The 25,381-nt window shown below is 68.9% G+C and carries 17 protein-coding genes; 13 read left to right on the top strand and 4 right to left on the bottom strand.

What is annotated here, in order from left to right; genetic code table 11:
• Positions 1–123 precede the first annotated feature (123 nt).
• Together E3O42_RS17250 and E3O42_RS17245 are read left to right on the top strand one after the other, a co-directional pair.
• Positions 124–1,932 carry a DUF8094 domain-containing protein gene (locus tag E3O42_RS17250; RefSeq protein ID WP_134455323.1) on the top strand — a complete coding sequence of 603 codons (1,809 nt, stop codon included), beginning with the start codon at positions 124–126 and terminating at the stop codon, positions 1,930–1,932.
• Complete coding sequence (locus E3O42_RS17245; RefSeq protein WP_134455321.1) at positions 1,929–2,894, top strand: tetratricopeptide repeat protein; 966 nt, start codon at positions 1,929–1,931, stop codon at positions 2,892–2,894. Before E3O42_RS17250 ends, E3O42_RS17245 begins: the two co-directional genes overlap by 4 nt.
• 318 nt (positions 2,895–3,212) lie before the next feature.
• Here E3O42_RS17245 and glgB read toward each other — a convergent pair whose 3' ends face one another.
• Positions 3,213–5,429, bottom strand: coding sequence for a 1,4-alpha-glucan branching protein GlgB (glgB, locus tag E3O42_RS17240; RefSeq protein WP_134455320.1), 2,217 nt, complete (start codon positions 5,427–5,429; stop codon positions 3,213–3,215).
• On the bottom strand, positions 5,426–7,399 hold the full coding sequence (locus E3O42_RS17235; RefSeq protein WP_241984908.1) for a maltotransferase domain-containing protein: 1,974 nt from the start codon (positions 7,397–7,399) through the stop codon (positions 5,426–5,428). Before E3O42_RS17235 ends, glgB begins: the two co-directional genes overlap by 4 nt.
• Before the next feature lie 199 nt (positions 7,400–7,598).
• On the opposite strand from E3O42_RS17235, the gene glgP reads away from it, so the two are divergent.
• Entirely contained in the window at positions 7,599–10,187 is a 2,589-nt protein-coding gene (glgP, locus tag E3O42_RS17230) for an alpha-glucan family phosphorylase (protein WP_134455318.1), read from the top strand.
• Positions 10,188–10,196: 9 nt separating this feature from the next.
• Here the strand turns inward: glgP and ybaK are convergent, their stop codons facing one another.
• On the bottom strand, positions 10,197–10,688 hold the full coding sequence (ybaK, locus tag E3O42_RS17225; RefSeq protein ID WP_134455316.1) for a Cys-tRNA(Pro) deacylase: 492 nt from the start codon (positions 10,686–10,688) through the stop codon (positions 10,197–10,199).
• Entirely contained in the window at positions 10,685–12,742 is a 2,058-nt protein-coding gene (glgX, locus tag E3O42_RS17220; RefSeq protein ID WP_134455314.1) for a glycogen debranching protein GlgX, read from the bottom strand. The genes ybaK and glgX overlap by 4 nt, the downstream gene beginning before the upstream one ends.
• An 88-nt stretch (positions 12,743–12,830) precedes the next feature.
• On the opposite strand from glgX, the gene E3O42_RS17215 reads away from it, so the two are divergent.
• The 10 genes from E3O42_RS17215 (at position 12,831) to E3O42_RS17175 (ending at position 25,244) form a co-directional block, all read left to right on the top strand.
• The gene (locus tag E3O42_RS17215) at positions 12,831–14,039 is read left to right on the top strand and encodes a cysteine desulfurase family protein (RefSeq protein ID WP_134455312.1); all 1,209 of its coding nucleotides are present in this window, start codon (positions 12,831–12,833) and stop codon (positions 14,037–14,039) included.
• 21 nt (positions 14,040–14,060) lie between these two features.
• Positions 14,061–15,224 (top strand): tRNA 2-thiouridine(34) synthase MnmA, encoded by a 1,164-nt coding sequence (gene mnmA / locus E3O42_RS17210; RefSeq protein ID WP_134455448.1) that lies wholly within the window; start codon positions 14,061–14,063, stop codon positions 15,222–15,224.
• Entirely contained in the window at positions 15,217–17,538 is a 2,322-nt protein-coding gene (gene ligA / locus E3O42_RS17205) for an NAD-dependent DNA ligase LigA (RefSeq protein WP_134455310.1), read from the top strand. Before mnmA ends, ligA begins: the two co-directional genes overlap by 8 nt.
• A gap of 99 nt (positions 17,539–17,637) precedes the next feature.
• Entirely contained in the window at positions 17,638–18,642 is a 1,005-nt protein-coding gene (locus E3O42_RS17200) for an NAD-dependent epimerase/dehydratase family protein (protein WP_134455308.1), read from the top strand.
• Between the two features lie 380 nt (positions 18,643–19,022).
• A complete protein-coding gene (locus tag E3O42_RS17195) occupies positions 19,023–20,408 on the top strand; it encodes an alpha/beta hydrolase (protein ID WP_134455306.1) in 1,386 nt (461 codons plus the stop codon).
• 36 nt (positions 20,409–20,444) lie between these two features.
• On the top strand, positions 20,445–20,741 hold the full coding sequence (gene gatC / locus E3O42_RS17190; protein ID WP_088456438.1) for an Asp-tRNA(Asn)/Glu-tRNA(Gln) amidotransferase subunit GatC: 297 nt from the start codon (positions 20,445–20,447) through the stop codon (positions 20,739–20,741).
• 3 nt (positions 20,742–20,744) lie between these two features.
• Positions 20,745–22,292, top strand: a complete 1,548-nt coding sequence (gene gatA, locus E3O42_RS17185; protein WP_134455304.1) for an Asp-tRNA(Asn)/Glu-tRNA(Gln) amidotransferase subunit GatA — start codon at positions 20,745–20,747, stop codon at positions 22,290–22,292.
• Entirely contained in the window at positions 22,292–23,827 is a 1,536-nt protein-coding gene (gatB, locus tag E3O42_RS17180; RefSeq protein WP_134455302.1) for an Asp-tRNA(Asn)/Glu-tRNA(Gln) amidotransferase subunit GatB, read from the top strand. Before gatA ends, gatB begins: the two co-directional genes overlap by 1 nt.
• Positions 23,827–24,138, top strand: a complete 312-nt coding sequence (locus E3O42_RS18665; protein WP_241984901.1) for a hypothetical protein — start codon at positions 23,827–23,829, stop codon at positions 24,136–24,138. The genes gatB and E3O42_RS18665 overlap by 1 nt, the downstream gene beginning before the upstream one ends.
• A complete protein-coding gene (locus tag E3O42_RS17175) occupies positions 24,135–25,244 on the top strand; it encodes a VIT1/CCC1 transporter family protein (RefSeq protein ID WP_241984900.1) in 1,110 nt (369 codons plus the stop codon). The genes E3O42_RS18665 and E3O42_RS17175 overlap by 4 nt, the downstream gene beginning before the upstream one ends.
• Positions 25,245–25,381 lie beyond the last annotated feature (137 nt).

Genomic DNA, 25,381 nt, shown 5'->3' with positions numbered 1-25,381 from the left:
TTAGGCACCTCTCAGGAGCGTCCAGTATCGTAGGACGTCCGTGTCTGTTGCTTCCCGGCACCGAGAAGCGGTGGCAGGTTTTGTGATTTGCAGCCATCGGCAGGCAACACAGGAGGGTTTTACGTGCGTTTCGTCTTTGCCATTCTGGCATTCGTCCTCGCCGCGCTGATGATCGCATTTGGCATCGCGCAGCGAACAGTCTTTCTCGAACCCGATTCCACGAGCCTGAGCACGACCATCGACGACGGTACGTCGTACGCGGTGATCGACGGCAGTGCCCTGGGTGCGTTCCCCGGCAACCAGACCCTCACGGTTTCCGGCTCCGACAGCGTCTTCGTCGCCTACGCGCGCACCGCGGACATCCAAGCCTGGATCGGCGGCGACGACTACTCGGCGGTGAGCCTCGACGCCGACACGAAGAAGCTGGCCGTGACCCCGTCAACCGGAACCGCCGTCGCGCCGACCGAGGAACCCGAAGCGGCCCCGCTGCCCACCGACCCCGCAGGCTCCGACCTGTGGCTGGAGGAGTACGCGGGCGAGCGGTCGGTGACCACCACGATCAGTGCGCCGGAGGGCATCTCCGTCCTCATCGCCTCCGACGGGACCGCCCCGGCCCCGACCGACGTCACCGTGGCCTGGCCGACCGACAACGCGACACCGTGGGCCGGCCCGCTGATCGTCGGGGGAGCGCTTATTGCCCTGATCGGCTTCGTGATCTACCTGCTGGGACTGTTGCACCTGCGCCGGTCCCGGCGCCCGCGGCGCAACGTGCCGCGCGGGCCGCGCATGCCCAGGCTGCCCCGGGCGCCGCGTCCCAAGACCATCAAGGCCAGCGAGATCACCGGTCCGCGCCGCTCGATCGGCCGGTCCATGATCGCCGTCCCCCTCGTGCTGGCCTCCGGCCTGGTGCTCAGCGGATGCTCGCCGGAGTTCTGGCCGACCGACGCTCCAGGGGCTACCGGTACCGCAACGGCCACGCGCTCACCCAGCGCCGAGGACACCCAGGAGCCCGTCGCCGACGAGGCGCCGCAGCCCGCGGTGACAGTGCCGCAGCTCGAGCGCATCGTCGGTGACATTGTCACGCTGACCGCCGACGCCGACGCCAACCTGGACGCCGACAGCATCGCCACCCGGTTCACCGGCCCGGCTCTGGAACAGAGGCTGGCCAACTACAAGATCCGCACCGCCGATTCGTCGTTCGCGGCCACCACCGCGCTGCCGGACTCCCCGTTGACCCTGACGCTGCCGCAGCAGACCGACTCCTGGCCGCGCGTGGTCATGACTGTGCTGCAATCCTCCGACGAGGCCTCGGTGCCGACCATGGCCCTGGTGCTCAAGCAGAACTCTCCGCGGGAGAACTACCTCGTGGAGTACGCCGTTCAGCTGGAGGCCTCGGCCAAGGTGCCCGGGGTCGCCCCGGCCACCATCGGCGCACCGCTCATCGCACCGGACAACAAGTTCATGTCGATGCCGCCGAACGAGGTGGGACCGGCCTATGCCGATGTCCTCCTCCACGGCGAGGAAAGCCCTTCGTTCCCGCTTTTCGAAGCGGAGGGTGACACTGCGCGTACCCAGTTGGGTATCGACTACAAGCACAAGCAGTTGCTCGACCTCGAAGACACCGGCACCATGGAGTTCACCAACGACGCCGGAAGTGGTGAGGTCATCGCCCTTGCCACCAACGACTCGGGCAGTATCGTGGCCGTGAGCGTCAACGAGATCACGACGGTCACCGCCGTGAACGGCAAGGCGACGATCACTCCCAAGGAAGGCCCGAGCAAGGCGCTCTCCGGTATCGATACGACGTCCAAGGGCATCCAAAGCACCTACGGCGAACAGCTCCTGTTCCATGTGCCTGCCGCCAATTCAACCGACAAAATCGTTCTCCTTGGCTTCGCCCAGGGACTGATCAATTCCGTGGAGCTTCCATGACCGTTGTCCCCCCAGCCGGCGCCAACCTGCGCGGCGCCGTCGACCTGTCCTCGCTTGTGAACCGTCCGCCGGCGGCTGCGCCCGGTGTGAGCACCGGGACCGCGCCGGACGGCGCCGTCGCCGGTGTCGTTCCGGTGCCGAATCTGGTGCTCGAGGGAACCGATACGAACTTCGCCGAGCTGCTGGAACTGTCGAAGATCGTTCCGGTGATCGTGGACCTGTGGGCCACCTGGAGCGAACCGGCGACACAGCTCACCCCGGTGATCGAGAACCTGATCAGGGAGTACAACGGCCGGTTCGTCCTCGCGACCGTGGACATCGACACGAACCCGCAGCTCGCGCAGGCCTTCCAGGCCACGTCGGTGCCCACCCTCGCGGCCGTTATCAACGGTCAGCCGGTGCAGCTTTTCGACGGGGTGCTGCCTGTAGTGCAGATCCGCGAAGTGCTCGAACGTGTGCTGGAGCTCGCGACACAGCACGGTGTGACGGGGGTGGCCGAGGCCGCCGAGACCCCGGACGGCCCGCCGGCCGAGCCCGTTGAGCCCGAACTGCCGCCGCATCACCGCGAAGCCTACGAGGCCATCGAACGCGGCGACTACGCCGCGGCGATCGACATCTACAAGCTCGCCCTGGCCCGCGACCCCCGCGACACCATGGCCGCCGCCGGTCTCGCCCAGGTGAGTCTGCTCGGTCGCCTGCAGGGCAAGACCATCGCCGAGGTGCGTTCGGCAGCCGCTGACGACCCGGAGAACCTCGACGGGCAGCTCCTCGTCGCCGACCTGGACCTGTCCGGCGGCCACATCGAAGACGCCTTCGACAGGCTGCTGGGCCTGTTCCCCGGTCAGGATGCTGCCGGCCGGAACGTGATCCGCCAGCGCATCCTTGAGCTGTTCGAGGTCGTCGGCACCGACGACCCGCGCGTGCCGCCGGCCCGCAAGCGCCTCACCGCGCTGCTCTACTGACAGCACCGGTTGAGCGTGCCGAGTCGTCGTCGCGCCCATCCGTTGGTCGAGCTTGTCGAAACCTGGTGAGTCAGGTCGATAGGTCCGCTCGCGGGGTCTCGACGAGCTCGACCAACGATCGGTTGTGCCGGTGGGCGGGCTCGCGGGGTCTCGTCGCTCCCATCCGTTGGGTGAGCTTGTCAAAACCTCGTGTGCTGCATAGGTAGGTCGGCTCGCGGGGTCTCCTTGCAGGCTCGACCAACGATCGGTTGCGCCATCCTTTGGTTGAGCATGTCGAAACCCCGAGGGGGTCCCGACAAGCTCAACTCACGGTTGTTCCTAGCGGCGCAGTCGCAGCCAGAGCGCGCCGAGCGGCGGCAGGGTGAGGGTGGCGGATGCCGGCCGGCCGGCCCACGGCTCGGCGAACGCGGTCACCTCACCGAGGTTGCCCACCCCGGAGCCGCCGAAGTTTTCGGCATCCGTGTTGAGGATCTCCTCCCAGGCCCCGGCCATGGGCAGCCCCACCCGGTAGCCGGTATGCGGCCGACCGGAGAAGTTGAACAGACAGACCACTGGAGTGCCGTCGTTGTCCCAGCGCACGAAGCTGACCACGTTCTCCGCCGCGGCGCCGCCGTCGAGCAGCTCGAACCCGCCGGGTTCGTTATCCCTGGCCCAGAGGCTGGGCGTGTCCCGGTACACCCGGTTGAGCTGGCCGACGAGGTTGAACAGGCCGCGGTGGCCGGGCTGGTCGAGCATCCACCAGTCCAGGCCGCGCTCTTCGCTCCACTCGGAACGCTGCCCGAATTCCTGCCCCATGAACAGGAGCTGCTTGCCCGGGTGCGCCCACATGAAGGCCAGGTAGACGCGCACGTTGGCGAGCTGCTGCCACGGGTCGCCCGGCATCTTGGCGATCAGGGAGCCCTTGCCGTGCACGACCTCGTCGTGGCTGATCGGCAGAAGGAAGTTCTCACTGAACGCGTAGACGAACGAGAAGGTGATCTCGTTGTGGTGGTAGCCGCGGTGCATCGGGTTTTCGCTCATGTACTCGAGCGAGTCGTGCATCCAGCCCATGTTCCACTTGAGCCCGAAGCCCAGGCCGCCGCCGGAGGTCGCCGCGGTGACGCCACCCCAGTTGGTGGACTCCTCGGCGATCATGATCGTGCCGGGATTGCGCTTGTAGGCCGTTGCGGTGATCTCCTGCAGCAGGCTGATCGCCTCGAGGTTCTCCCGGCCGCCGAACTTGTTGGGTTCCCACTCGCCGTCCTTGCGCGAGTAGTCCAGGTACAGCATCGAGGCGACCGCGTCCACGCGGAGGGCGTCGATGTGGAACTCCTCGAGCCAGTACAGAGCGTTTGCGACGAGGAAGTTTCGCACCTGCATCTGACCGAAGTCGAAGACATAGGTGCCCCAGTCCATCTGCTCGCCGCGGCGCGGGTCCGGGTGCTCGTACAGCGCCTGGCCGTCGAAGCGGGCCAGGGCGAACTCGTCCTTGGGGAAGTGGCCCGGCACCCAGTCCATGATCACGCCGATGCCGGCCTGATGCAGCCGGTCGATCAGGTAGCGAAGGTCGTCGGGGTGGCCGAACCGGCTCGTCGGCGCGTAGTAGCCGGTGACCTGGTAGCCCCAGGAGCCGCCGAACGGGTGCTCGGACAGCGGCATGAACTCCACGTGTGTGTAGGCGAGTTCCTCGAGGTAACCGATCAGCTCGTCGGCCAGTGCCCGGTAGCCCAGCCCGGGACGCCAGGAGCCCACGTGCATCTCGTAGACGCTCATCGCCCGGTTGTGCGGGTCGGTGGCGCTACGCTCGGCCAGCCACGCGGCATCCTGCCAGGTGTAGTCGCTCTCGCCGACCACCGACGCGGTCAGTGGCGGCACCTGGGTGTAGCGGGCCATCGGGTCTGCCTTTTGCACCCATTCGCCGGCCTGGGTGAGGATTTCGAATTTGTAGTTGGAGCCCGCGGCCAGGCCGGGCACGAAGAGCTCCCAGACGCCGGTGCTGCCCATGTTGCGCATCGCGTGCAGAACGCCGGACCATCTGTTGAAGTCGCCGATCACGCGCACGGCTCGGGCGTGCGGCGCCCAGACTGAGAACGAGGTGCCGCTGACGGGCTTGGTCACGCCGGTGAACGTGCGAACCTGGGCGCCGAGCACGTCCCAGAGGCGTTCGTGCCGGCCCTCGCCGATCAGGTGCAGGTCTAGCTCGCCCAGTGTGGGCCGGTAGCGGTACGGATCGTCACTGATCCAGGCCGGACCGCCCTCGTAGTGCGCTTCGATCTCGTAGTCCTGCGGGCCGATGGTGCTGACGCCCTGCCAGATGCCGTAGCCCAGGTGGGACAGCTCAACGCGGGCACCGGTGGACAGCACTGCGACGACCTCGATCGCCAGCGGGCGCAGGGCCCGGATGACGGTGAGCGGGTCGGCGATGTCCGGCAGGTCGAGCAGGTGCTGGCCGAGCACCTCGTGCGGGTTGTAGTACGAGCCCACCGAGACGGTCTCGAGGATGTGCGCGGAGATGGTGGGCAGTTCGTCGGCCGGGCGGCCGGTGGCGTGTCTCATTCGGCCAGTCCGTTCTGATTTTGTACCTGCGGGATCCGCACGTGCAGGATGTGCACAGGTTCGGTGAAGGCGTCGAGGCGCACGAAGTTGTCCGCAGACCAGGTCCACACGGCACCGGTTATGAGGTCTTCGACCTCGAAGTGCGAGCCGAGGGGGAGGCCGAACCTGGACACATCCAGGTGCACCACGGTCTCGCGTACCGAATGCGGGTCGACGTTGGCGACGACGATGAGCGCGTCGCTGCGACCGTCGTCGGTGAACTCACCGGACAGGTACTTGCTGTAGACGAGGATCGAGTCGTCGTCGCTGGAGTGGATGTCGAGGTTGCGCAGCTGGCGAAGGGCGGGGTGAGCTGCACGGATGCGGCCCAGCCGGGCGAGGAACGGCGCAAGCGACTTGCCGAGCGCTTCGGCCTTCGCGTAGTCGCGGGGCCGGAGCTCGTACTTTTCGTTGTCGATGTTCTCCTCGGCGCCGGCGCGGGCGACGCTCTCGTAGAGTTCGAATCCCGCGTACAGGCCCCAGGTGGGCGCTGCGGTTGCGGCCAGGGCCGCGCGGATCTTGAACGCTGCCGGGCCGCCGAACTGCAGGTACTCGGAGAGGATGTCGGGGGTGTTCACGAAGAGGTTGGGGCGCAGATAGTCCGCGGTGTCGTGGGCCAGGCCCTCGAAGAACTCCTCGAGCTCTTCCTTGGTGTTGCGCCAGGTGAAGTAGGTGTACGACTGCTGGAAACCAATTTTGGCCAGGCCCTGCAACAGAGCCGGCCGGGTGAACGCCTCGGCCAGGAACACCACATCGGGCGATTCCCGGTTGATGGTGCCGATCAGCCACTCCCAAAAGTCCAACGGCTTGGTGTGCGGGTTGTCGACCCGGAAGATGTTCACGCCCACGCCGACCCAGTAGCGCACCAGGCGCAGGACCTCGGCACGGATGCCGGCGGGATCGTTGTCGAAGTTGATCGGATAGATGTCCTGATACTTCTTCGGCGGGTTCTCGGCATAGGCGATGGTGCCGTCGGGCAGGGTGGTGAACCACTCCGGGTGCTCGGTCACCCAGGGGTGGTCCGGCGAGGCCTGCAGGGCCAGGTCGATGGCGACCTCGAGCCCAGCGTCGCGGGCGGCGTCCAGGAAGAAGCTGAAGTCGTCGATGGTGCCCAGCTCGGGGTGGATGGCGTCGTGGCCGCCGGCCGCCGAACCGATCGCCCACGGCGAGCCGGGGTCGTTCTCACCGGCGTCGAGGGTGTTGTTCGGGCCCTTACGGAAGGAGCGGCCGATGGGGTGGATCGGCGGCAGGTAGAGCACGTCGAAGCCCATCGCGGCGACGCCGGGCAGGCGTGCGGCGGCGGTGCGGAACGTGCCGCTCTGCCAGCTGCCGTCGTCCAGCCGGACGGCGCCCTCCGAGCGGGGAAAGAACTCGTACCAGGAGCCGACGCCGGCGCGGGTGCGTTCGACCCGAACGGTGCGCTCGGCCGAGAACGAGTCGAGGCTGGCGAGGGGGCGCACGGCAGCGGCAGCGGCGAGGGCCGGATCGGTGACGACGGCCAGCCGGGTCTCGAGCGCGAGCTTGCGGTTGGCGAGGGTCTTGGCGGCGCCCGCGAACAGCCGACGTTCGACGGTGGGACGCTTGAGGTCCCTGCCGGCCGAGGCCAGTAGCGTCGAACCGATCAGGAACATCAGCTCGACGTCGATGCCGGCGGGGATCTTGATCTCGGCGTTGTGCACCCAGGTGGCGAAGTCATCCGCATAGGCGCGCACCCTATAGGTGTACGAGCCCTGAAGGTCCAGGCGTACGAGGGTCTCGTACCTGTCGGTGCCAGGGGCGCCAGGGCGCATCGGGTGCTGAGTCTGGGTGCCGTCCGGCGCAGTGAGGTGCAGCATCACGCCGATGGCGTCGTGCCCCTCCCTGAAAGCCGTTGCCCCGAACGGTACGACCTCGCCGGCGAATGCCTTCGCCGGCCAGAGGTTGTCGTTCAGCTGCGGGGAGAGGTCGAGGACGGGGATTCGACCGACTTGGGTCGGAACATCCGCGATGCTCGGCGTTGAGAGGGCGGTACCGGTTCGTTTTGGTGTCTTAGCCACATGATGACCGTAGCGCGAACGGGGGCCGAATCGGTGGTCACACGCGCGCACCGCCGTTACCCGTTCGTCGCGTCGCGCCCCTAAAGTAAGGTTCGTGAAGGCGATCCGTAAATTTACAGTCCGTGCAGTCCTGCCAGAGTCGCTGGCCGCGCTCGACGAGCTGGCCGGCAATTTACGCTGGTCATGGCACGAACCCACCCGGCAGCTCTTCGAGCACATTGCCCCAGAGCTCTGGCGGCGCATCGGCACCGACCCTGTGGCCCTGCTCGGCGCCGTCGACCCGGCCCGGCTGCAGGAGCTCGCTCAGGATCACGACTACGTCTCCGGGGTGAACGTCGTGCGCGACGACCTGCGCGACTATCTTGAGCAGCCGCGCTGGTACCAGGGCCTTGAGGGGGAGAAGCCGGCGTCCATCGCCTACTTCTCGCCGGAGTTCGGCATCGCGGCCGCGCTGCCGCAATACTCCGGCGGGCTGGGCATCCTCGCCGGCGACCACCTCAAGAGCGCCTCGGACCTGGGCGTTCCGCTTGTCGGGGTCGGCCTGTTCTATAAGGCCGGATATTTCAGCCAGGCGATCTCAACCGACGGTTGGCAGCTGGAAAGCTACCCGCTGCTCGACCCTGACGGCCTGCCCTTGTCGGTGTTGCGCCGCGCAGACGGTTCGCCGGTCCAGGTGTCCCTCGCCCTGCCGGACGACCGCACCCTGCACGCCAGGGTCTGGGAGGCCAGGGTCGGTCGCATCCGCCTGCTGATGCTGGACACCGACATCCCGGAGAACACCGACGAGTTGCGCCAGGTGACCGACCGGCTCTACGGCGGCGGCGGCGAACACCGCCTGCTGCAGGAACTGCTGCTCGGCATCGGAGGTGCCCGTGCCGTGCGCCTGTGGAGCAACCTCAACGGCCGTGATGAGCCCGAGGTGTTCCACACCAACGAGGGACACGCCGGATTTCTCGGCCTGGAGCGCATCTCCAGCCTGATCGGTGAGGGCCTGAGCTTCGGCGAGGCGTTGCAGGTGGCGCGTGCCGGCACTGTATTCACCACGCACACCCCGGTGGCGGCGGGCATCGACAGGTTCGAGACCTCCCTCGTGCGCCGTTACTTCGAGACCGACCTGCTGCCAGGTGTGGCCGTGGACGACCTGATGGGCCTGGGCGCCGAAAGCTACCCGGGCGGGTCGCCGGACGTGTTCAACATGGCCATCATGGGTCTGCGGCTGGGGCAGCACGCCAACGGCGTCTCGAAGCTGCACGGCGAGGTGAGCCGGCGCATGTTCAGCGGCCTCTGGCCGGGCTTCGACGCCAGCGAGGTGCCGATCACCTCGATCACCAACGGTGTGCACGCACCCACCTGGACCGACCCGGCACTCAAGGCCCTCGCGGAGAACCGCCTCGGCACAGCCGACACCTCCACGGCCGACTGGGCGTCGCCCGAGGTGAGCGACCAGGACCTGTGGGGGGTGCGGGGGGACATGCGCCGCCAGTTCGTCGAGGACGCCCGTCGCCGGATCAGCGCGGCCTGGTTGGTGCAGAATCCGGGCGGACTCGTGCCGGCGTGGATCAACCAGGTCTTCGACCCCAACGTGCTCACCATCGGTTTCGCCCGCCGGGTGCCCACCTACAAGCGCCTCACCCTGATGCTGCACGATCCCGAGCGGCTGCGCGCCCTGCTGCTGCACCCCGAACACCCTGTGCAGATCGTCATCGCCGGAAAGTCGCACCCCGCCGACGAGGAGGGCAAGCGGTTGATCCAGAGGATCGTGCAGTTCGCCGCCGACCCGGAGCTGCGCACCCGCATCGCGTTCCTGCCCGACTACAACATCGGCATGGCGCAGCTGATGTACCCGGGCACCGACGTGTGGCTGAACAACCCGCTGCGCCCGCTCGAGGCCTGCGGCACCTCCGGCATGAAGGCGGCCCTGAACGGCGCCCTCAACCTCTCGATCCTGGATGGCTGGTGGCCGGAGTACTTCGACGGTCAGAACGGGTGGGCCATTCCCTCGGCCGACGCGAGCACCAACTCCGCCGAACGCGACCGCCTCGAGGCCGAGGCCCTGTACGAACTCATCGAGCACCAGGTGGCGCCGCCGTTCTACGAGCGCAACGCCGATGACGTGCCCGAACGCTGGGTCGCCAACATCCGCCAGACCCTGGCCGGACTCTCGCCCGAGCTGAATGCCGGCCGCATGGTGCGCGAATACGTGGAGAAGCTCTACCGGCCCGCGGGTGTCTCCGCGGCACGGTTGTCGGTCAACAACTACCGGCCGGCCCGCGAACTGGCCCTGTGGAAGGCCCGCATCGTGGGAGCGTGGCCCGGAGTGGCCGTCGAGCACGTGGAGTCCGGTGGGGTCGCCCCTGTGCCGCAGGTGGGCGACGAGCTGCGTCTCCGCGCCCACGTGCAGTTGAACGGTCTCGCGCCGGAGGACGTGACGGTTCAGGTCGTTTACGGCCGGAGCACGGGCGGCGACGATCTCACCGACGTCAACACGCAGGCCCTCGAGCCGATCAACGACGCCCTGGGGCAGGACGCCACCGAAACCGTGACGCTCGGCTCGCCCACCCTGTTCACCGGCACGGTCGAACTCGACCGGGCCGGCGGGTTCGGGTACACGGTGCGGGTGGTTCCGCGCAACGACCTGCTGATCAGCGCGGCCGAGATGGGGCTGGTGGCCGTCGCCGGCTGAACCGGTTCCTCACCGGTCCCGGCCGATCGCGGCCACGATGGCGCCGGTGACAGTGATGAGGTCTCCGGGGGAGAGCTCGAGGTCGAAGCCCCGGTGACCACCGGAAACGTAGACGGAGTCGAAGAGTTCGGCCGTCTCGTCCAGCACCGTGCTCAGCCGGGTTTTCTGGCCGATCGGGCTGATGCCGCCCACGACGTAGCCGGTCTTGCGCTCGGCCGTCTTCGGGTCGGCCATGACGGCCTTCTTGGCGCCGACGGCGACCGCCAGGGCCTTGAGGTCCAGCTGGCCGGAGACGGGCACGATGGCCACGACGAGGGATCCCTCGACGTCGGCGAGGAGGGTCTTGAAGACCCGGTCGGGGTCCAGCCCGAGCTCGTCTGCAGCCTCGAGGCCATAACCGGCCACGGCCGCGTCGTGCGGGTAGCGGTGGGCGGTGAACCGGATGCCCGCACGCTGCAGCGCCACCGTGGCCGGTGTGCCGCCGGCATCCGGCTTGGTCATGCCCGGGCTTCCTCGGCCCGCAACAGCAGCATCGAGGTTTCGTGCATGGTGAGGCGGGCGCCGGGCATGTGCGAGCTCTGCACCTCGCGGATGTCGTCGTGGCTGGAGTCCCAGAGCACCGTGTAGCTGGCGACGCCCGAGTGGATGGGCAGGGTCACCTCAGCGGGGGTCTCCAGGCCGTGCACGATCAGCAGGATGCGGTTGAACGCCTCGTGTTCGGGGGTGCTGGCTGCCAGATATTGCAGAGTGCGTTCCTTTGGGGAGTTCCAGTCGGTCTCCGACATCGACGCCCCCGCGGCGTTGTACCAGTCCATCTGGCTGGCGCCGGGCGTGGTGAACCCCGGCCGGCCGAACTTGACCGGACGCAGGGACGGGTTCTCCCGGCGCAGGGCGAGCAACTGCCGGGTGACCCGGTGCAGGTCCAGCTGCCAGTCGTCGAAATTCCAGTCCAGCCAGGTGAGCTCGCTGTCGTGGCAGTAGGCGTTGTTGTTGCCGCGCTGGCTGCGACCGTACTCGTCACCGGCGGTGAGCATCGGCACTCCCGCCGAGAGCAGGAGGGTGCCCAGCAGGTTGCGCATCGCCCGCCGACGGGTTCGCAGCACCGTGACGTCGCGAGTGGGCCCCTCGACACCGTGGTTGAACGAGTTGTTCCCGTCGGTGCCGTCCCGGTTCGCTTCGCCGTTGCCGACGTTGTGCTTGACGTTGTACGCGGTGAGGTCGGCCATGGTGAAGCCGTCGTGGGCGGTGATGAAGTTCAGCGAGGCGACAGGGCCGCGCTCAAGCGAGAAGGTGTTGGCCGACCCGGCCAGGCGGGAGGCGAACCGGCCGACGCCGCTGTCGGAGGTGGAGTGGTTGCGCACGGCGGCGACGTCGGTGAGCCAGAAGGATCGCATCCGGTCGCGGTACCGGTCGTTCCACTCCGACCAGCCGGTCGGGAAGTTGCCGGTCTGCCACCCGCCCATGCCCACATCCCACGGTTCGGCGATGAGCTTCACCCCGGCCAGGTCCGGGTCGTCCCGGATGGCGGTGAGCAGCGGGTGGTCCGGCGTGTAGTGCACGTTCTCGTCGCGGCCGAGGGTCGCGGCCAGGTCGAACCTGAACCCGTCGATCTGCACCTCGTTTGCCCAGTACCGCAGGGAGTCCAGCACCAGACGCATCGGCACTTCGTGGCCGAAGTTGACGGTGTTGCCGCAACCGGTGACGTCGATGTAGTGGCCCTTGGCGTTCTGCCGGTAGTAGGTGGCGTTGTCGATGCCGCGGAGGCTCGTGACCGGCCCGGCCGGGCCCTCCTCGGCGGTGTGGTTGTAGACGACGTCGAGGATGACCTCGAGGCCGGCCTCGTGCAGCAGCTTGACCATGCCCTTGAACTCCCGCAGCACCGCCTCCGGCCCCTCGGACTGGGAAGCCTGAGTGGCGTAGTCGGCGTGCGGGGTGAAGAAGTTCAGGGTGTTGTAGCCCCAGTAGTTCGACAGGCCCTGCTTGATCAGGCGCTGTTCGGAGACGAACGACTGCACGGGCAGCAGTTCCACGGCCGTCACGCCGAGGTTCTTGAGGTACGCGATGGTGCTCTCGTGGGCCAGGCCGGCGTAGGTGCCGCGGAGTTCCACCGGCATGGCCGGGCTGAGCTTGCTCAGGCCGCGCACGTGTGCCTCGTAGACGACGGTGTGGTCCATCGGGGTGTTCGGTTTGACGGCTCCGGCCCAGTCGAAGTCGCCGTCGACCATGGTGGACTGCCACTGATCGGGTCCCACTCGGGCCAGTCCCCGCGCGTACGGGTCGATCAGGGTCTTCTCGGGGTGGAACGAGTGCGTGGGGCCGGCGGGCCCGGAGACCCGGATACCGTACCGGCGGCCGGCGGTGAGGGTGCGGGACCGGCCGACCCAGACGTTGTGGGCGTCGCGCACCATGGGGACCGTGCGCACGATCCAGTTGGGATCGGTGTGGTCGAAGATACACAGTTCGATGGCGTCGGCGTTTTCGGACCAGACGCGGAGTTCCCCGCCATTGCTCGTAGCGCGGACGCCCAGATTGCGGAGGGAGTCAGCTGGAGTCATGAGATCTAGAGTAATCAGTGCGGACAGAGTATTTAAACCAGTCCAGGCGACCTACCCGCCGTCCACACATCTGCCAGGAGGCGAGCACATGTCGGTGTATTTTGACCACGCGTATCTCGACCACGCGGCGACGGCTCCCATGCTGCCGGCCGCCATCACCGCGTATGCGGAAGCGATGGCCGTCGTCGGCAACCCGGCGTCCATCCACAGCCAAGGACAGAACGCCAAGCGGATGCTCGAGGAGGCCCGTGAACGGGTCGCCGCGAGCGTGAACTGCGACCCCATTGAGATCGTCTTCACCGGCAGCGGTACAGAATCGGTGAATCTGGCCATCAAGGGCCTGTACTGGGCCCGGGCGCCCCGCACCCGGATCCTCGTGCCCGGTGGAGAACACCACGCCACCGTGGACACCGTGGAATGGCTCGCGCAGCAGGAGGGCGCCCGGGTGCAGTGGATCCCGCTGGACGCGCTGGGACGTATCGACGTGTCTGCCCTCGAAACGGCGATCCTGCAGGACCCGCACGATGTGGCCCTGATGACCCTGCTGGCCGCCAACAACGAGGTGGGTACGGTGCAGCCCGTCGAGGAGGTCGCGGCGCTCGCCGCGGCCCACGGCATCCCGGTGCACGTGGACGCCATCTCCGCGTACGGCCACGTGCCGATCGACTTCGCAGCCCTGCACGGCGCTGGGGTGTCCGCGCTGAGCGTGTCGGCGCACAAGATCGGCGGGCCGGTGGGCATCGGCGCCCTCGTCCTGTCGCGCACGATTACGGTCGTGCCGCTGATCCACGGCGGCGGCCAACAGCGCCAGGTGCGCAGCGGCACCCAGGATGTGGCGGCGGCGGTGTCGTTCGCGGTGGCGGCCACCGCGATGACGGCCGACCTCGAGGCCGAGAACCGGCGCCTGAGCGTGCTGCGCGACGCCGTGATCGCCGGGGTACGTGCCACGGTGCCTTCCGCCGTCTACAACGGCGATCCCGACCCCGCCGGGCGGCTGCCCGGCAACGCCCACTTCACCTTCCCCGGCTGCGAGGGCGACTCGCTCCTGTTCCTGCTCGACGTCGCCGGGGTGTCGGTGTCGACAGGGTCCGCCTGCCAGGCCGGCATCCCCGAACCGTCCCACGTGCTGCGCGCCATGGGCCGGAGCGAGGCCGAAGCCCGCAGCGCCCTGCGGATCACCCTGGGCCGCACGACGACCCAGGCCGACGTCGATGCCCTGATCAGCGCCCTCCCGGCCGCCTGGGCGCAGGCATTCGGCGCGGGAATGGCCGACTCGGCGCCGCGTGCGTACACTTAACCAGTGAAGATTCTGGCAGCAATGAGCGGTGGGGTGGATTCCGCCGTGGCCGCAGCCCGCGCGGTCGAGGCAGGGCACGAGGTGGTCGGGGTACACCTGGCCCTCAGCCGCATGCCCGGCACGCTCCGCACCGGCAGCCGCGGCTGCTGCACCGTCGAGGATTCGATGGACGCCCAACGGGCCGCGAACATCATCGGCATCCCCTACTACGTGTGGGACTTCTCCGAGCGGTTCAAGCTCGACGTGGTCGACGACTTCATCGCCGAGTACGCCGCCGGCCGCACCCCCAACCCGTGCATGCGTTGCAACGAGAAGATCAAGTTCGCGGCCCTGCTCGAGAAGGCGCTGGCGCTCGGCTTCGACGCCGTCTGCACCGGCCACTACGCCTCGATCGTGACGGATGCCGACGGCAACCGTGAACTGCACCGCGCCAGCGCCTGGGCCAAAGACCAGTCCTACGTGCTCGGCGTGCTCACCAAGGAGCAGCTCGCGCACTCGATGTTCCCGCTCGGTACGACGCCGTCCAAGGCCGAGGTGCGGGCCGAGGCCGCCGAGCGCGGCTTCTCGGTGGCGAACAAGCCCGACTCCTACGACATCTGCTTCATCCCCGACGGCGACACGCGCGGCTGGCTCGGCGAGCGGGTCGCCCCGGAAACCGGCGACATCCTGGACCGCGAGGGCAACAAGCTCGGCTCGCACGAGGGCGCCGTGGCGTTCACCGTCGGCCAGCGCAAGGGCCTCTCGATCGGCACCCCCGCCGCCGACGGCAAGCCCCGGTTCGTGCTCGAGGTACGCCCGGTGTCCAACACCGTGGTCGTCGGGCCCAAGGAGGCCCTGGCGATCAAGGAGATCGCCGGCACCAAGTACACCTGGGCCGGACGCGCCCCGGAGTACCCCGAGATCGAATTCGCCTGCGACGTGCAGATCCGTGCCCACGCCGACCCGGAGCCCGCCGTGGCCCAGGTCATCAGTGTGCACGCCGACCCCTCCGCGAACCCGCCGACCGTGGCGCACACCGAACTGCGCATCCTCCCGACCGAGCCGCTGACCGGCGTGGCTCCCGGCCAGACCGCCGTCGTCTACGTGGGCACCCGGGTGCTGGGCCAGTGCACCATCGATCGCACCGTCAGCGCCGTGCCCGTCGACTCCGCTGGAGTTGCCGACCCCGCCACGGTCAATGCCTGACGCGACGCAGGGTTCGCCCGCGGCCGCGCTGGCCGCGGCCGGCGACGAGGCCGCCGGTCTCACTACCCGTATCCTCGAGGCCCGTGACGCGTACTACGAGCGCAACGAGGTTGTCATCTCCGACGCGGAGTACGACGCCCTGATCATCCGGCTCGGCGAACTCGAACGGCTCTTCCCCGAGCTGGCCAGCCAGGACAGCCCCACTCAGACGGTCGGCGGCCGCGCCGAGACCACCCTGTTCGACCCGGTGCAGCACGCCGAACGGATGCTCAGCCTCGACAACGTGTTCTCCATCGACGAATTCGAGGCTTGGGCGGCCAAGGTGCAACGCGACGCCAACCGCGCCGTGCACTACCTCTGCGAACTCAAGATCGACGGCCTGGCCATCAACCTCCGTTATCGGAAAGGGGTGCTCGTCAGCGCCGCAACCCGCGGCGACGGCGTTGTCGGCGAAGACGTCACCGAGAACATCGCCCTCGTGCCCGGCATCCCCGCCCGGCTGAGCGGCACCGGGCATCCGCCGCTGATGGAGGTTCGCGGGGAGGTCTTCTTTCCCGTCGAGGCGTTCCGCGAACTCAACGCCGCCCAGAGCGCTGCCGGTGAACGTGTGTTCGCCAACCCCCGCAACGCGGCCAGCGGGTCGCTGCGGCAGAAGGCCGAAAGCAAGAACGCCGACCAGCTGGCCCTGATGAAAGCCAGGCTCGGCCGGCTGCGGATGCTCGTGCACGGCATCGGCGCCTGGGCCCACCCTGGCGCGGAGTCCCAGTCCGCCGTCTACGACCTGCTCGACAGCTGGGGCCTGCCCACCAGCACCCACTACAAGGTTGTCGCAACGCCGGGCGAGGCATCCGCGTTCATCGAGTATTTCGGTGAACACCGCGGCAGCGTCGAACACGAGATCGACGGCATCGTCATCAAGGTGGACGAGCTTGCCCTGCACGACGAACTCGGCGCCACCAGCCGGGCGCCGCGCTGGGCGATCGCGTACAAGTACCCGCCGGAGCAGGTGAACACCAGGCTGCTCGACATCGTCGTGAGCGTGGGCCGCACCGGCCGGGCTACTCCGTTTGCCGTGATGGAACCGGTGCGGGTCGCCGGGTCCGTCGTGCGCCAGGCCACCCTGCACAACCAGGACGTCGTCAAGGCCAAGGGCGTGCTCATCGGCGACACCGTCGTGCTGCGCAAGGCCGGCGACGTGATTCCCGAGGTTCTCGGCCCGGTCGTTGAACTCCGCGACGGCACCGAACGCGAATTCGTGATGCCTGCCGACTGCCCGGTGTGCGGCACCCCGCTCAAGGCTGCCAAGGAAGGCGACATCGATCTGCGCTGCCCCAACGCGCGCAGCTGCCCGGCCCAGGTCGGCGGCCGGGTCGAGCACATCGGCTCGCGCGGCGCCCTTGACATCGAGGTGCTCGGCGAGGTGACCGCGGCGGCGCTCACCCAGCCCACGGTGCCCGAGACGCCGCCGTTGGATACAGAGGCCGGGTTGTTCGACCTCACTATCGGGGATCTGCTGCCGATCAGTGTCGTCGTGCGCGACCCCGAGACCGGCCTGCCCCGCGAGGACGAGGACGGAACGGTGCGCCAGCGCACCCCGTTCCGGCGCAATCCGTCCGCCGCCGAGAAGAAGGCCGGCCAGGACGGCCCGCAGCCCTCGTCCAACGCCGTGAAACTGATCGCCGAGATCGAACTCGCCAAGACCAAGCCGCTCTGGCGCATCCTGGTCTCGCTCAACATCCGTCACGTGGGGCCGGTGGCCGCACGGGCCCTGGCAAATCACTTCGGTTCTCTCGAGACCATCCGGGCGGCCGGCCGCGACGCACTCGCCGAGGTCGACGGGGTGGGCGGCATCATCGCCGACGCCGTGATCGATTGGTTCGAGGTGGACTGGCACCGCGAGATCGTTGAGCAGTGGGCCGCGGCCGGAGTGCAGTTCAGCACGCCGGGGCATCCTGGTCCCGGCGCAGCGGCAGCGGCCGGGGGAGTGCTCACCGGGCTCACCGTCGTGGCGACGGGCTCGCTCGAGGGGTTCACCCGCGAGGGCGCGTCGGAGGCGATAATCGCCGCCGGCGGCAAGAACGCCTCCAGCGTGTCGAAGAAGACCGATTTCGTGGCCGCCGGCCCCGGCGCCGGCTCCAAGCTGGCCAAGGCCGAGCAGCTCGGGGTGCGCATCATCGACGCCGACCAGTTCCGGCTGCTCCTCGAGCACGGCCCGGCCGGGCTGCCCGATGCCGTGGCGGCGGAGGCTCCGGCCGCGACCGATGCCGAACCAGAGTCTGTCGCCGCAACCGAGCCCGGCCGCGACACCGACTAGCCCCACGCCGGCGGGAGGGCTCGGTCGCTGCTCCCTATCTACTGTGCCCAGAGCGAAACGCCCTTGCCGCGGGGACAGATGATTGGGTTAGCTGGCCTCATGCGATTCCTCATTCTCGGCGGTACGGCCTGGCTCGGCAGCACCATCGCGACGGCGGCGATGCACCACGGCCACCGGGTCACCTGCCTGGCCAGGGGCGAATCCGGGAATGCGCCGGCAGGCATCCGCTTCGTGCGAGGCGACCGCGACCAGGCCGGGGCGTACGCGGAAGTGGTCTCAGAGGACTGGGATGTGGTCGTGGACGTGTCGCGGCAGCCCGGGCAGGTCGCCTCGGCCGTGGCGGCGCTGCGCGAGCGGGCCGCTTCGTATATTTTCGTGTCGTCGGGCAACGTCTATGCCGACACCGCCACCCCGGGGCAGGACGAGAGCGCCGGGCTGCTGCGGGCGCTGAAGGGGGACGTGATGGAATCCATGGAGACCTACGGTGAAGCGAAGGTGGCCTGCGAAGAGTTGGTGCTCGGGGCATTCGGCGCCGACAGGTCGCTCATCGCGCGGTCGGGCCTGATCGGCGGCCCCGGTGACGTGTTCGACCGCACCGGCTACTGGCCGTTGCGGTTCAGCCAGCCCGCTGCCGCGGACGGGAGTGTGCTGGTGCCGGATGTTCCCGGCCTGCTCACCCAGGTGATCGACGTGCGCGACCTGGCCGAGTGGATCGTCGACGCCGCCGAGGACCGCACCGCCGGGGTGTTCAACACGATGGGGGAGACGGTGCCGCTGGCCGAACACCTGGCCGTGGCGAGGGGAGTTGCCGGGCACACCGGCCCGGTCGTTGGCGCGAATGCCCGCTGGCTGCTGGACCACGACGTCGAGCCCTGGTCCGGGGCCCGGTCGCTGCCGCTCTGGCTGCCGCTGCCCGACTTCGCCGGATTCAACGCCCGCGACAGCAGCGCCGCCCGCGCCGCCGGACTGGTCACCCGCCCGCTGGCCGAGACCCTCGCAGACACCCTGCGCTGGGAGCGCCTCAGGGTGCCGCAGGGCCCACGCCGGGCGGGCCTGGCCGACGCCGACGAGGTCGCCTTGCTGGCCGAGCTCGCCGGCGGCTGAGTCGTCGGCCAGCCGATCCCCGGCCGGGCAACTGTTGCCGAAGCGGACGTCTGCGTCCGGCGCACCGGGCGCAGAAGTCCGAACGGGCAACAGTTGCGTTCGGCGTTATAAATTTACCTCACGGTGTCCGCGGATGCCCGAGCCGGAAACCTGCCGGACACACTGGCGTGAATTTGCACCAAAAAGCCCCCGATCGCCCTGAATGAGGGGCAGTGGCAGCCCGCTCGGCTCGGTAGGCTGAGAGCGCATGACTTGCCAGGGGCGTCGAGTCTGCTTGCTGCTCATTCGTTCGGGAGGGGACGGGACGCATCGTGCTATTCGAGGCCGCTGCTCTGCTCACTGCCTCGCTCGCCCTCGTCGGGGTGGGCGGGCCCGTTTCGATGCCTGAATATTCGCAGGTCAGCGTCTACGAGGCCGTTCCGACCCGCGTCTCCGACCGCCAGAGCGACGTGGGCGCCTCGCCGGCCTGGTCGCAGCTCGAGGTGCAATCGGCCGCCGCCATCGACATCGACGTGGCCGCCCTGGGCACCATGACCGGGTCCAACCTGCTCGTGGGCATGTCCCACCTCGCCGACGCCGAGCTGAGGACCTTCGCGGCCGAACATCCCACCCACATCGACACGTTGCTGACGACCCCGCCCGAAGCCACGGTGGTCTCGGCCTGGTGGACGATGCTCGACCCCAGGCAGCGGGCCACCCTCACCGCCGCGACGCCGCGGCTGGTCGGCAACCTCGACGGCGTACCGCTGGCCGAGCGCAGCCGCGCCAACGAGCGCTACCTGCGCGCGTCGCTCGCCGACGCCAAGCGAGTCCTCGCCGGCCACCCGTCGGAGTCCGAACGCTCCCTGACCACCAGCCGGGTGGCCACGCTCGGCCAGGTCCAGCTCGCCCTGCAGCCCAGCGACGGCGGGCCCAAACGCAGCCTGATCCTGCTCGACCCGAACGGGTCGGGGCGGGCGGCCATCGCCCTGGGCAACCCGGACACCGCCGACTACATCGGCTACCTGGTGCCGGGGATGAACTATCAGGTCGAACCGCAGATGGTGAACTGGACCACCGTGGCCGACGACGTCTACCGCGAACAGCTGGCCGTCCTGGCGGCACAAGCGAAAAAACCCGCCGCGCCCCAGGCCACATCCGTCATCGCATCCGTCACGCCGGCATCCGCATCAGGCGGCCCCGTCCGGTTGGACGCCGGGTACCCGGATGCCGCGGCGACCACCGCGAAGACCGTGGCCACGATCTCCTGGATCGGCTATGAAGCGCCCGACCTGTTCTCCGTCGGCGGGCGGGACCGCGCCGTGGCAGGCGCCAACTTCCTCGAAACCTCCTGGGCCGGCGTTCGTGCCAGTCGCGGAGCCGACCAGCCCTTCATCTCGGTCTTCGCGCATTCCTACGGTTCGACAGTGTCGCTCATGGCGCTGGCCAATGGTTCCGTGGAGGTGGACGCGCTCGTCGTCGTCGGTTCCCCTGGAAGCGAGATCCAATCCGCCGACAAGCTCAAGGTCGCCGATGGGAACGTCTTCGTCGGCAAGGCCGACTGGGACCCGGCGGTGAACTCGGCGTTCTTCGGCAGCGACCCCGGCGCCTCCTCCTATGGCGCCAGGGCCCTCGGCGTGAACGGCGCGACGGACGTCGTCACCGGCGCCTGGCTGGACGGATCGCTCGGCCACAACGACTATTTCAAGCCCGGAAGCGAGTCCCTGCACAACATGGCGCTGATCGGCACCGACAACGCGGACCTGGCCACCGACGGCGACGAATAGAATTGAAGCTTCCGCTTCGATTTTCTTGGGAGTTTCATGTCTGAAATCACGGCCGAGCAGGTTGCCCATCTGGCCAACCTCGCCCGGATCGACCTCAGCTCGGCAGAAATCGATCGCCTCACGGTCGAACTTGGCCAGATCGTCGACTCTGTCGCCAGGGTCGCCGAGGTCGCGACGCCCGACGTACCGGCGACCAGCCACCCGATGCCGCTCACGAATGTGTTCCGTGACGACGTCGTCGTGCCGTCGCTCACCGTCGACCAGGCCCTCTCCGGCGCCCCCGACCGTGCCGGTGACAAATTCCGCGTGCCCGCCATCCTGGACGAGGAGTAACCCGTGACCAGTCTCATCAACCAGACCGCCGCCGCCCTGGCCGGCCTGCTCGCCGACGGCTCGGTCAGCTCCGTCGACGTCACCCGCGCCCACCTCGACCACATCGACGCCGTCGAGCCCGACGTGCACGCATTCCTGCATGTGGCCCGCGACGCCGCCCTCGCCACCGCCGCCAGGGTCGACGCCCGTCGAGCCGCCGGCGAGAAGCTCGGTCCGCTGGCCGGCGTGCCGATCGCCATCAAGGACGTGCTCGCCACCCACGACATGCCCACGACCTCCGGGTCGAAGATCCTCGAGGGCTGGATCCCGCCGTACGACGCCACCGTCGTTCGACGCATCCGCGACGCCGACCTCATCCCCCTCGGCAAGACCAACATGGACGAGTTCGCGATGGGCTCCTCCACCGAACACTCCGCCTACGGCCCCACCCACAACCCGTGGGACCTGAACCGCATCCCCGGCGGCTCCGGCGGTGGCTCAGCGGCCGCGGTCGCCGCCTTCGAGGCGCCCCTGGCGCTCGGCAGCGACACCGGCGGCTCCATCCGCCAGCCCGCCGCCGTCACCGGTTCCGTCGGCGTCAAGCCCACCTACGGCGGCGTCTCCCGCTACGGCGCGATCGCGCTGGCCTCCTCGCTCGACCAGGTCGGCCCGGTCACCCGCACGGTGCTCGACGCGGCCCTGCTGCACGACGTGATCGGCGGGCACGACCCGCTGGACTCCACCTCGCTCACCGACGCGTGGCCGTCGATGACCGCCGCCGCCCAGGCCGGGCTGGCCGACGGCGCCCTCAAGGGTGTGCGGATCGGCGTGATCAAGGAACTCAACGGCGCAGGCTTCCAGGCCGGCGTCAAGCAGCGCTTCGAGGAGACCCTGGCCCTGCTGTCCGCGGCCGGCGCTATCGTCAGCGAGGTGAGCGCCCCGAACTTCGAGTACGCGGTCTCCGCCTACTACCTGATCCTGCCCGCCGAGGCGTCCAGCAACCTGGCTCGCTTCGACTCCGTGCGCTTCGGCATCCGGGTCAACCCCGAAGACGGCCCGCTCACCAGCGAGCGCGTCATGGCCGCCACCCGCGACGCCGGCTTCGGCGACGAGGTCAAGCGCCGCATCATCCTGGGCACCTATGCCCTCAGCGCCGGCTACTACGACGCCTACTACGGCAGCGCCCAGAAGGTGCGCACGCTCATCCAGCGCGACTTCGCCGCCGCGTTCGACAAGGTCGACCTGCTCGTCTCGCCCACGGCGCCGACGACGGCGTTCAAGTTCGGTGAGAAGACCGAAGACCCGATGGCGATGTACCTCAACGACATCACCACTATCCCGGCCAACCTCGCCGGCATCCCCGGCATGAGCCTGCCGATGGGCCTCGCGCCCGAGGACGGCCTGCCGGTGGGTCTGCAGGTGATGGCGCCCGCCCGCGCGGATGCCCGCCTGTACACGTTCGGCGCCGCCGTCGAGCAGCTGCTCGAGGCGCACTGGGGGCACACCCTGCTCAGCCAGGCGCCCGCGCTGGCCAACATCGAAATGTTCGCAACCGAAGGGGGAGCCGTCTGATGGCGAAAGCTGAATTGATGGACTATGACAAGGCCCTCGAACTGTTCGAGCCGGTGCTCGGCTTCGAGGTGCACGTCGAACTCAACACCAAGACCAAGATGTTCTGCGGCTGCGCCAACGAATTCGGTTCCGGTGCCAACACCAACACCTGCCCCACCTGCCTGGGCCTGCCCGGCGGGCTGCCGCAGGTGAATCGTCAGGCCATCGAGTCCTCGATCCGCCTGGGCCTGGCCCTCGGCTGCGAGATCGCCGAGACCAGCCGTTTCGCCCGCAAGAACTACTTCTACCCCGACACCGCGAAGAACTTCCAGACCTCGCAGTACGACGAACCGATCGCGTTCAACGGCCAGCTCACCATAGAGCTGGAGACCGGCCGCCTGGTGACCGTCGACATCGAGCGCGCGCACATGGAGGACGACGCCGGCAAGCTCACCCACATGGGTGGCGCCGCCGGACGCATCCAGGGTGCCGACTACTCGCTGGTGGACTACAACCGCGGCGGCGTGCCGCTGGTGGAGATCGTCACCCAGATGATCGAGGGCGGCGAGGCCGACTCACCCGAGATCGGCAAGACCTACGTTGCCGCGATCCGCGAGATCGTCAAGGCGCTCGGCGTCTCGAACGCACGCATGGAGGAGGGCAACGTGCGCTGCGACGCGAACGTGTCGCTGCGCCCGCGCGGCTCGAACATCCTGGGCACCCGCACCGAGACCAAGAACGTCAACTCGCTGCGCAGCGTCGAACGCGCCGTGCGCTACGAGATCCAGCGTCAGGCCGCGCTGCTACACGCCGGCGGCACAATCACCCAGGAGACCCGGCACTGGCACGAGGACACCGGCACCACCTCCGCCGGCCGGCCCAAGAGCGACGCCGACGACTACCGCTATTTCCCCGAGCCCGACCTGGTGCCCGTCGCCCCGTCGCGCGCCTGGGTCGAAGAGCTGCGCGCCACGCTGCCCGAGCCGCCCGCGGCCCGACGCAAGCGGCTGCAGGCCGACTGGGGCTTTGTGAACCTCGAGTTCCAGGATGTCGTCAACTCCGATCTCCTCGACGTTCTGGAGGCCACCATCGCCGCCGGCGCGCCCGCCCAGGCAGCCCGCAAGTGGTGGACCGGCGAAATCGCCCGCCTCGCCAATGCCGCCGGCGTCTCCGCCGACAGCCTGGTGACACCGGCGCAGGTCGCCGCACTGATCGAACTGATCACCGACGGCACGCTCACCGACCGCCTGGCCCGCCAGGTGCTCGAGGGCGTCATCGCCGGCGAGGGCACCCCCAGCGAGGTCGTCGCCAGCCGCGGCCTTGCCGTGGTCAGCGACGACGGCCCGCTGATCGCGGCCATCGACGAGGCTCTCGCCTCCCAGCCCGACGTCCTCGCGAAGATCCGCGACGGCAAGGTTCAGGCTGCCGGTGCCGTCATCGGCGCGGTGATGAAGGCCATGCGCGGCCAGGCGGATGCCGCCAGGGTGCGCGAACTCGTGCTCGAACGTGCCGGCAGTGCAGCGGTGGAGCCGGCACCGTCGGGGTCAGGGGAGTAATGGCCCTCTGGAACCGCCGGCCGGCCAACGCCCCCGCACCGGATGGGGCGACCGTGGTGTTCGGCGTCGGTATGCAGGTGGTGGTTCGGCTGGACCGCAGCCGCTACCCCGACTCGATGGTGGAGGACCCGATCGGGGTCATCACCGCGCCCGGGGAACTCGTCGGCTCGGCGCTCTACGCGCCCGTGGTGGGCAAGGAGGCGGTGTGGGTGGTGCACTTCGAGGAGCCGTTCTACGGACTCGACGGCACCGGCCCGCACGATTCGGCCCGCGTGTCGCAGGGCTCGCTCGAGGCAGCTCCGGAGTCGTGATCGCGGTGGCCGACCTCAACCAGCCCGCCGAGGCAGACATCCGTCGGTGGCGGCGCTACCTGGCCGATGAACAGGCCGAAGCCGCCGTCTACCGTGACCTGGCCGGACGGCGTACCGGGGAGGAACGTGAAATTCTGCTCGCCCTCGCCGAGGCCGAGGGGCGCCACGAAGCGCACTGGCGCGACCTGCTCGGCGACAGGGTCGGGGCGCCCCGGAAGGGTGCGCTGCGCACCCGGGTGCTGGGCCTGCTGGCCCGCCGGTTCGGCTCGGTCTTCGTGCTGGCGCTCGCCCAACGCGCTGAGGCCCGGTCACCATACGACGGCGACGCCGATGCCACCAGCGCCATGGCCGCCGACGAGAGTATCCACGAGGAGGTCGTACGCGGCCTGGCCGCTCGGGGCCGCCAACGGCTGTCCGGCACCTTCCGTGCCGCGGTGTTCGGCGTCAATGACGGCCTGGTGAGCAACCTCGCCCTCGTACTCGGCATCGGGGCGACCGGAGTGCCCACCGCCACCATCCTCTTCACCGGCATCGCCGGGCTGCTGGCAGGGGCCCTGTCGATGGGCGCTGGGGAGTACGTGTCGGTGCGCTCCCAACGCGAACTCCTCGAGGCGTCCACCCCGAACCCGGCCACGCGCAGCGTGCTCTCGCACCTGGACGAGGCCGCCAACGAACTCACCCTGGTTTACCGTGCCCAAGGCATGACGCCCGAGGAGGCCGAGGTGCACGCCCGCGAGATGCTGCGCACCGTGGCCGTCGCCACCGGAGCGCTCGATGTGAGCCGGCTGAACGCCTCGAGCACCTCCCAGATCGACGAGCACGAGGCCATCGGCACCGGCATGGGTGCCGCGATCTCCAGCTTCTGCTTCTTCGCCTCCGGGGCGCTGCTGCCGGTGCTGCCCTACGTGTTCGGCATGCAGGGTGTCGCCGCGATCATCGTCGCCGCGGTGCTCGTGGGCCTGGCGTTGCTGGCCACCGGCGCTGTCGTCGGGCTGCTCTCCGGCGGTCCGCCGCTGAAGCGGGCACTGCGCCAGCTCGTGATCGGCCTCGGCGCCGCCGGGGTCACCTACCTGCTCGGTCTGCTGTTCGGCACCACCGTCGCCTAGGGAACCCAGCCCCGCAACTGTGGCCGGTGCGGACAATTGCGCCCCTTGGGTTCAGGGGGTCGTTGCAACACCTGATTGATTGAGGTGTTGGTTATGGGTGGTCGTACGGGGTTTCCGCGTGAGGTTCGCCGTCGGTT

The organism is Cryobacterium adonitolivorans, assembly GCF_004402695.1.
Classification (GTDB): Bacteria; Actinomycetota; Actinomycetes; order Actinomycetales; family Microbacteriaceae; genus Cryobacterium; species Cryobacterium adonitolivorans.
Note: the sequence above shows the minus strand (reverse complement) of the source record. Positions and strands in the feature narration are given on the sequence as shown.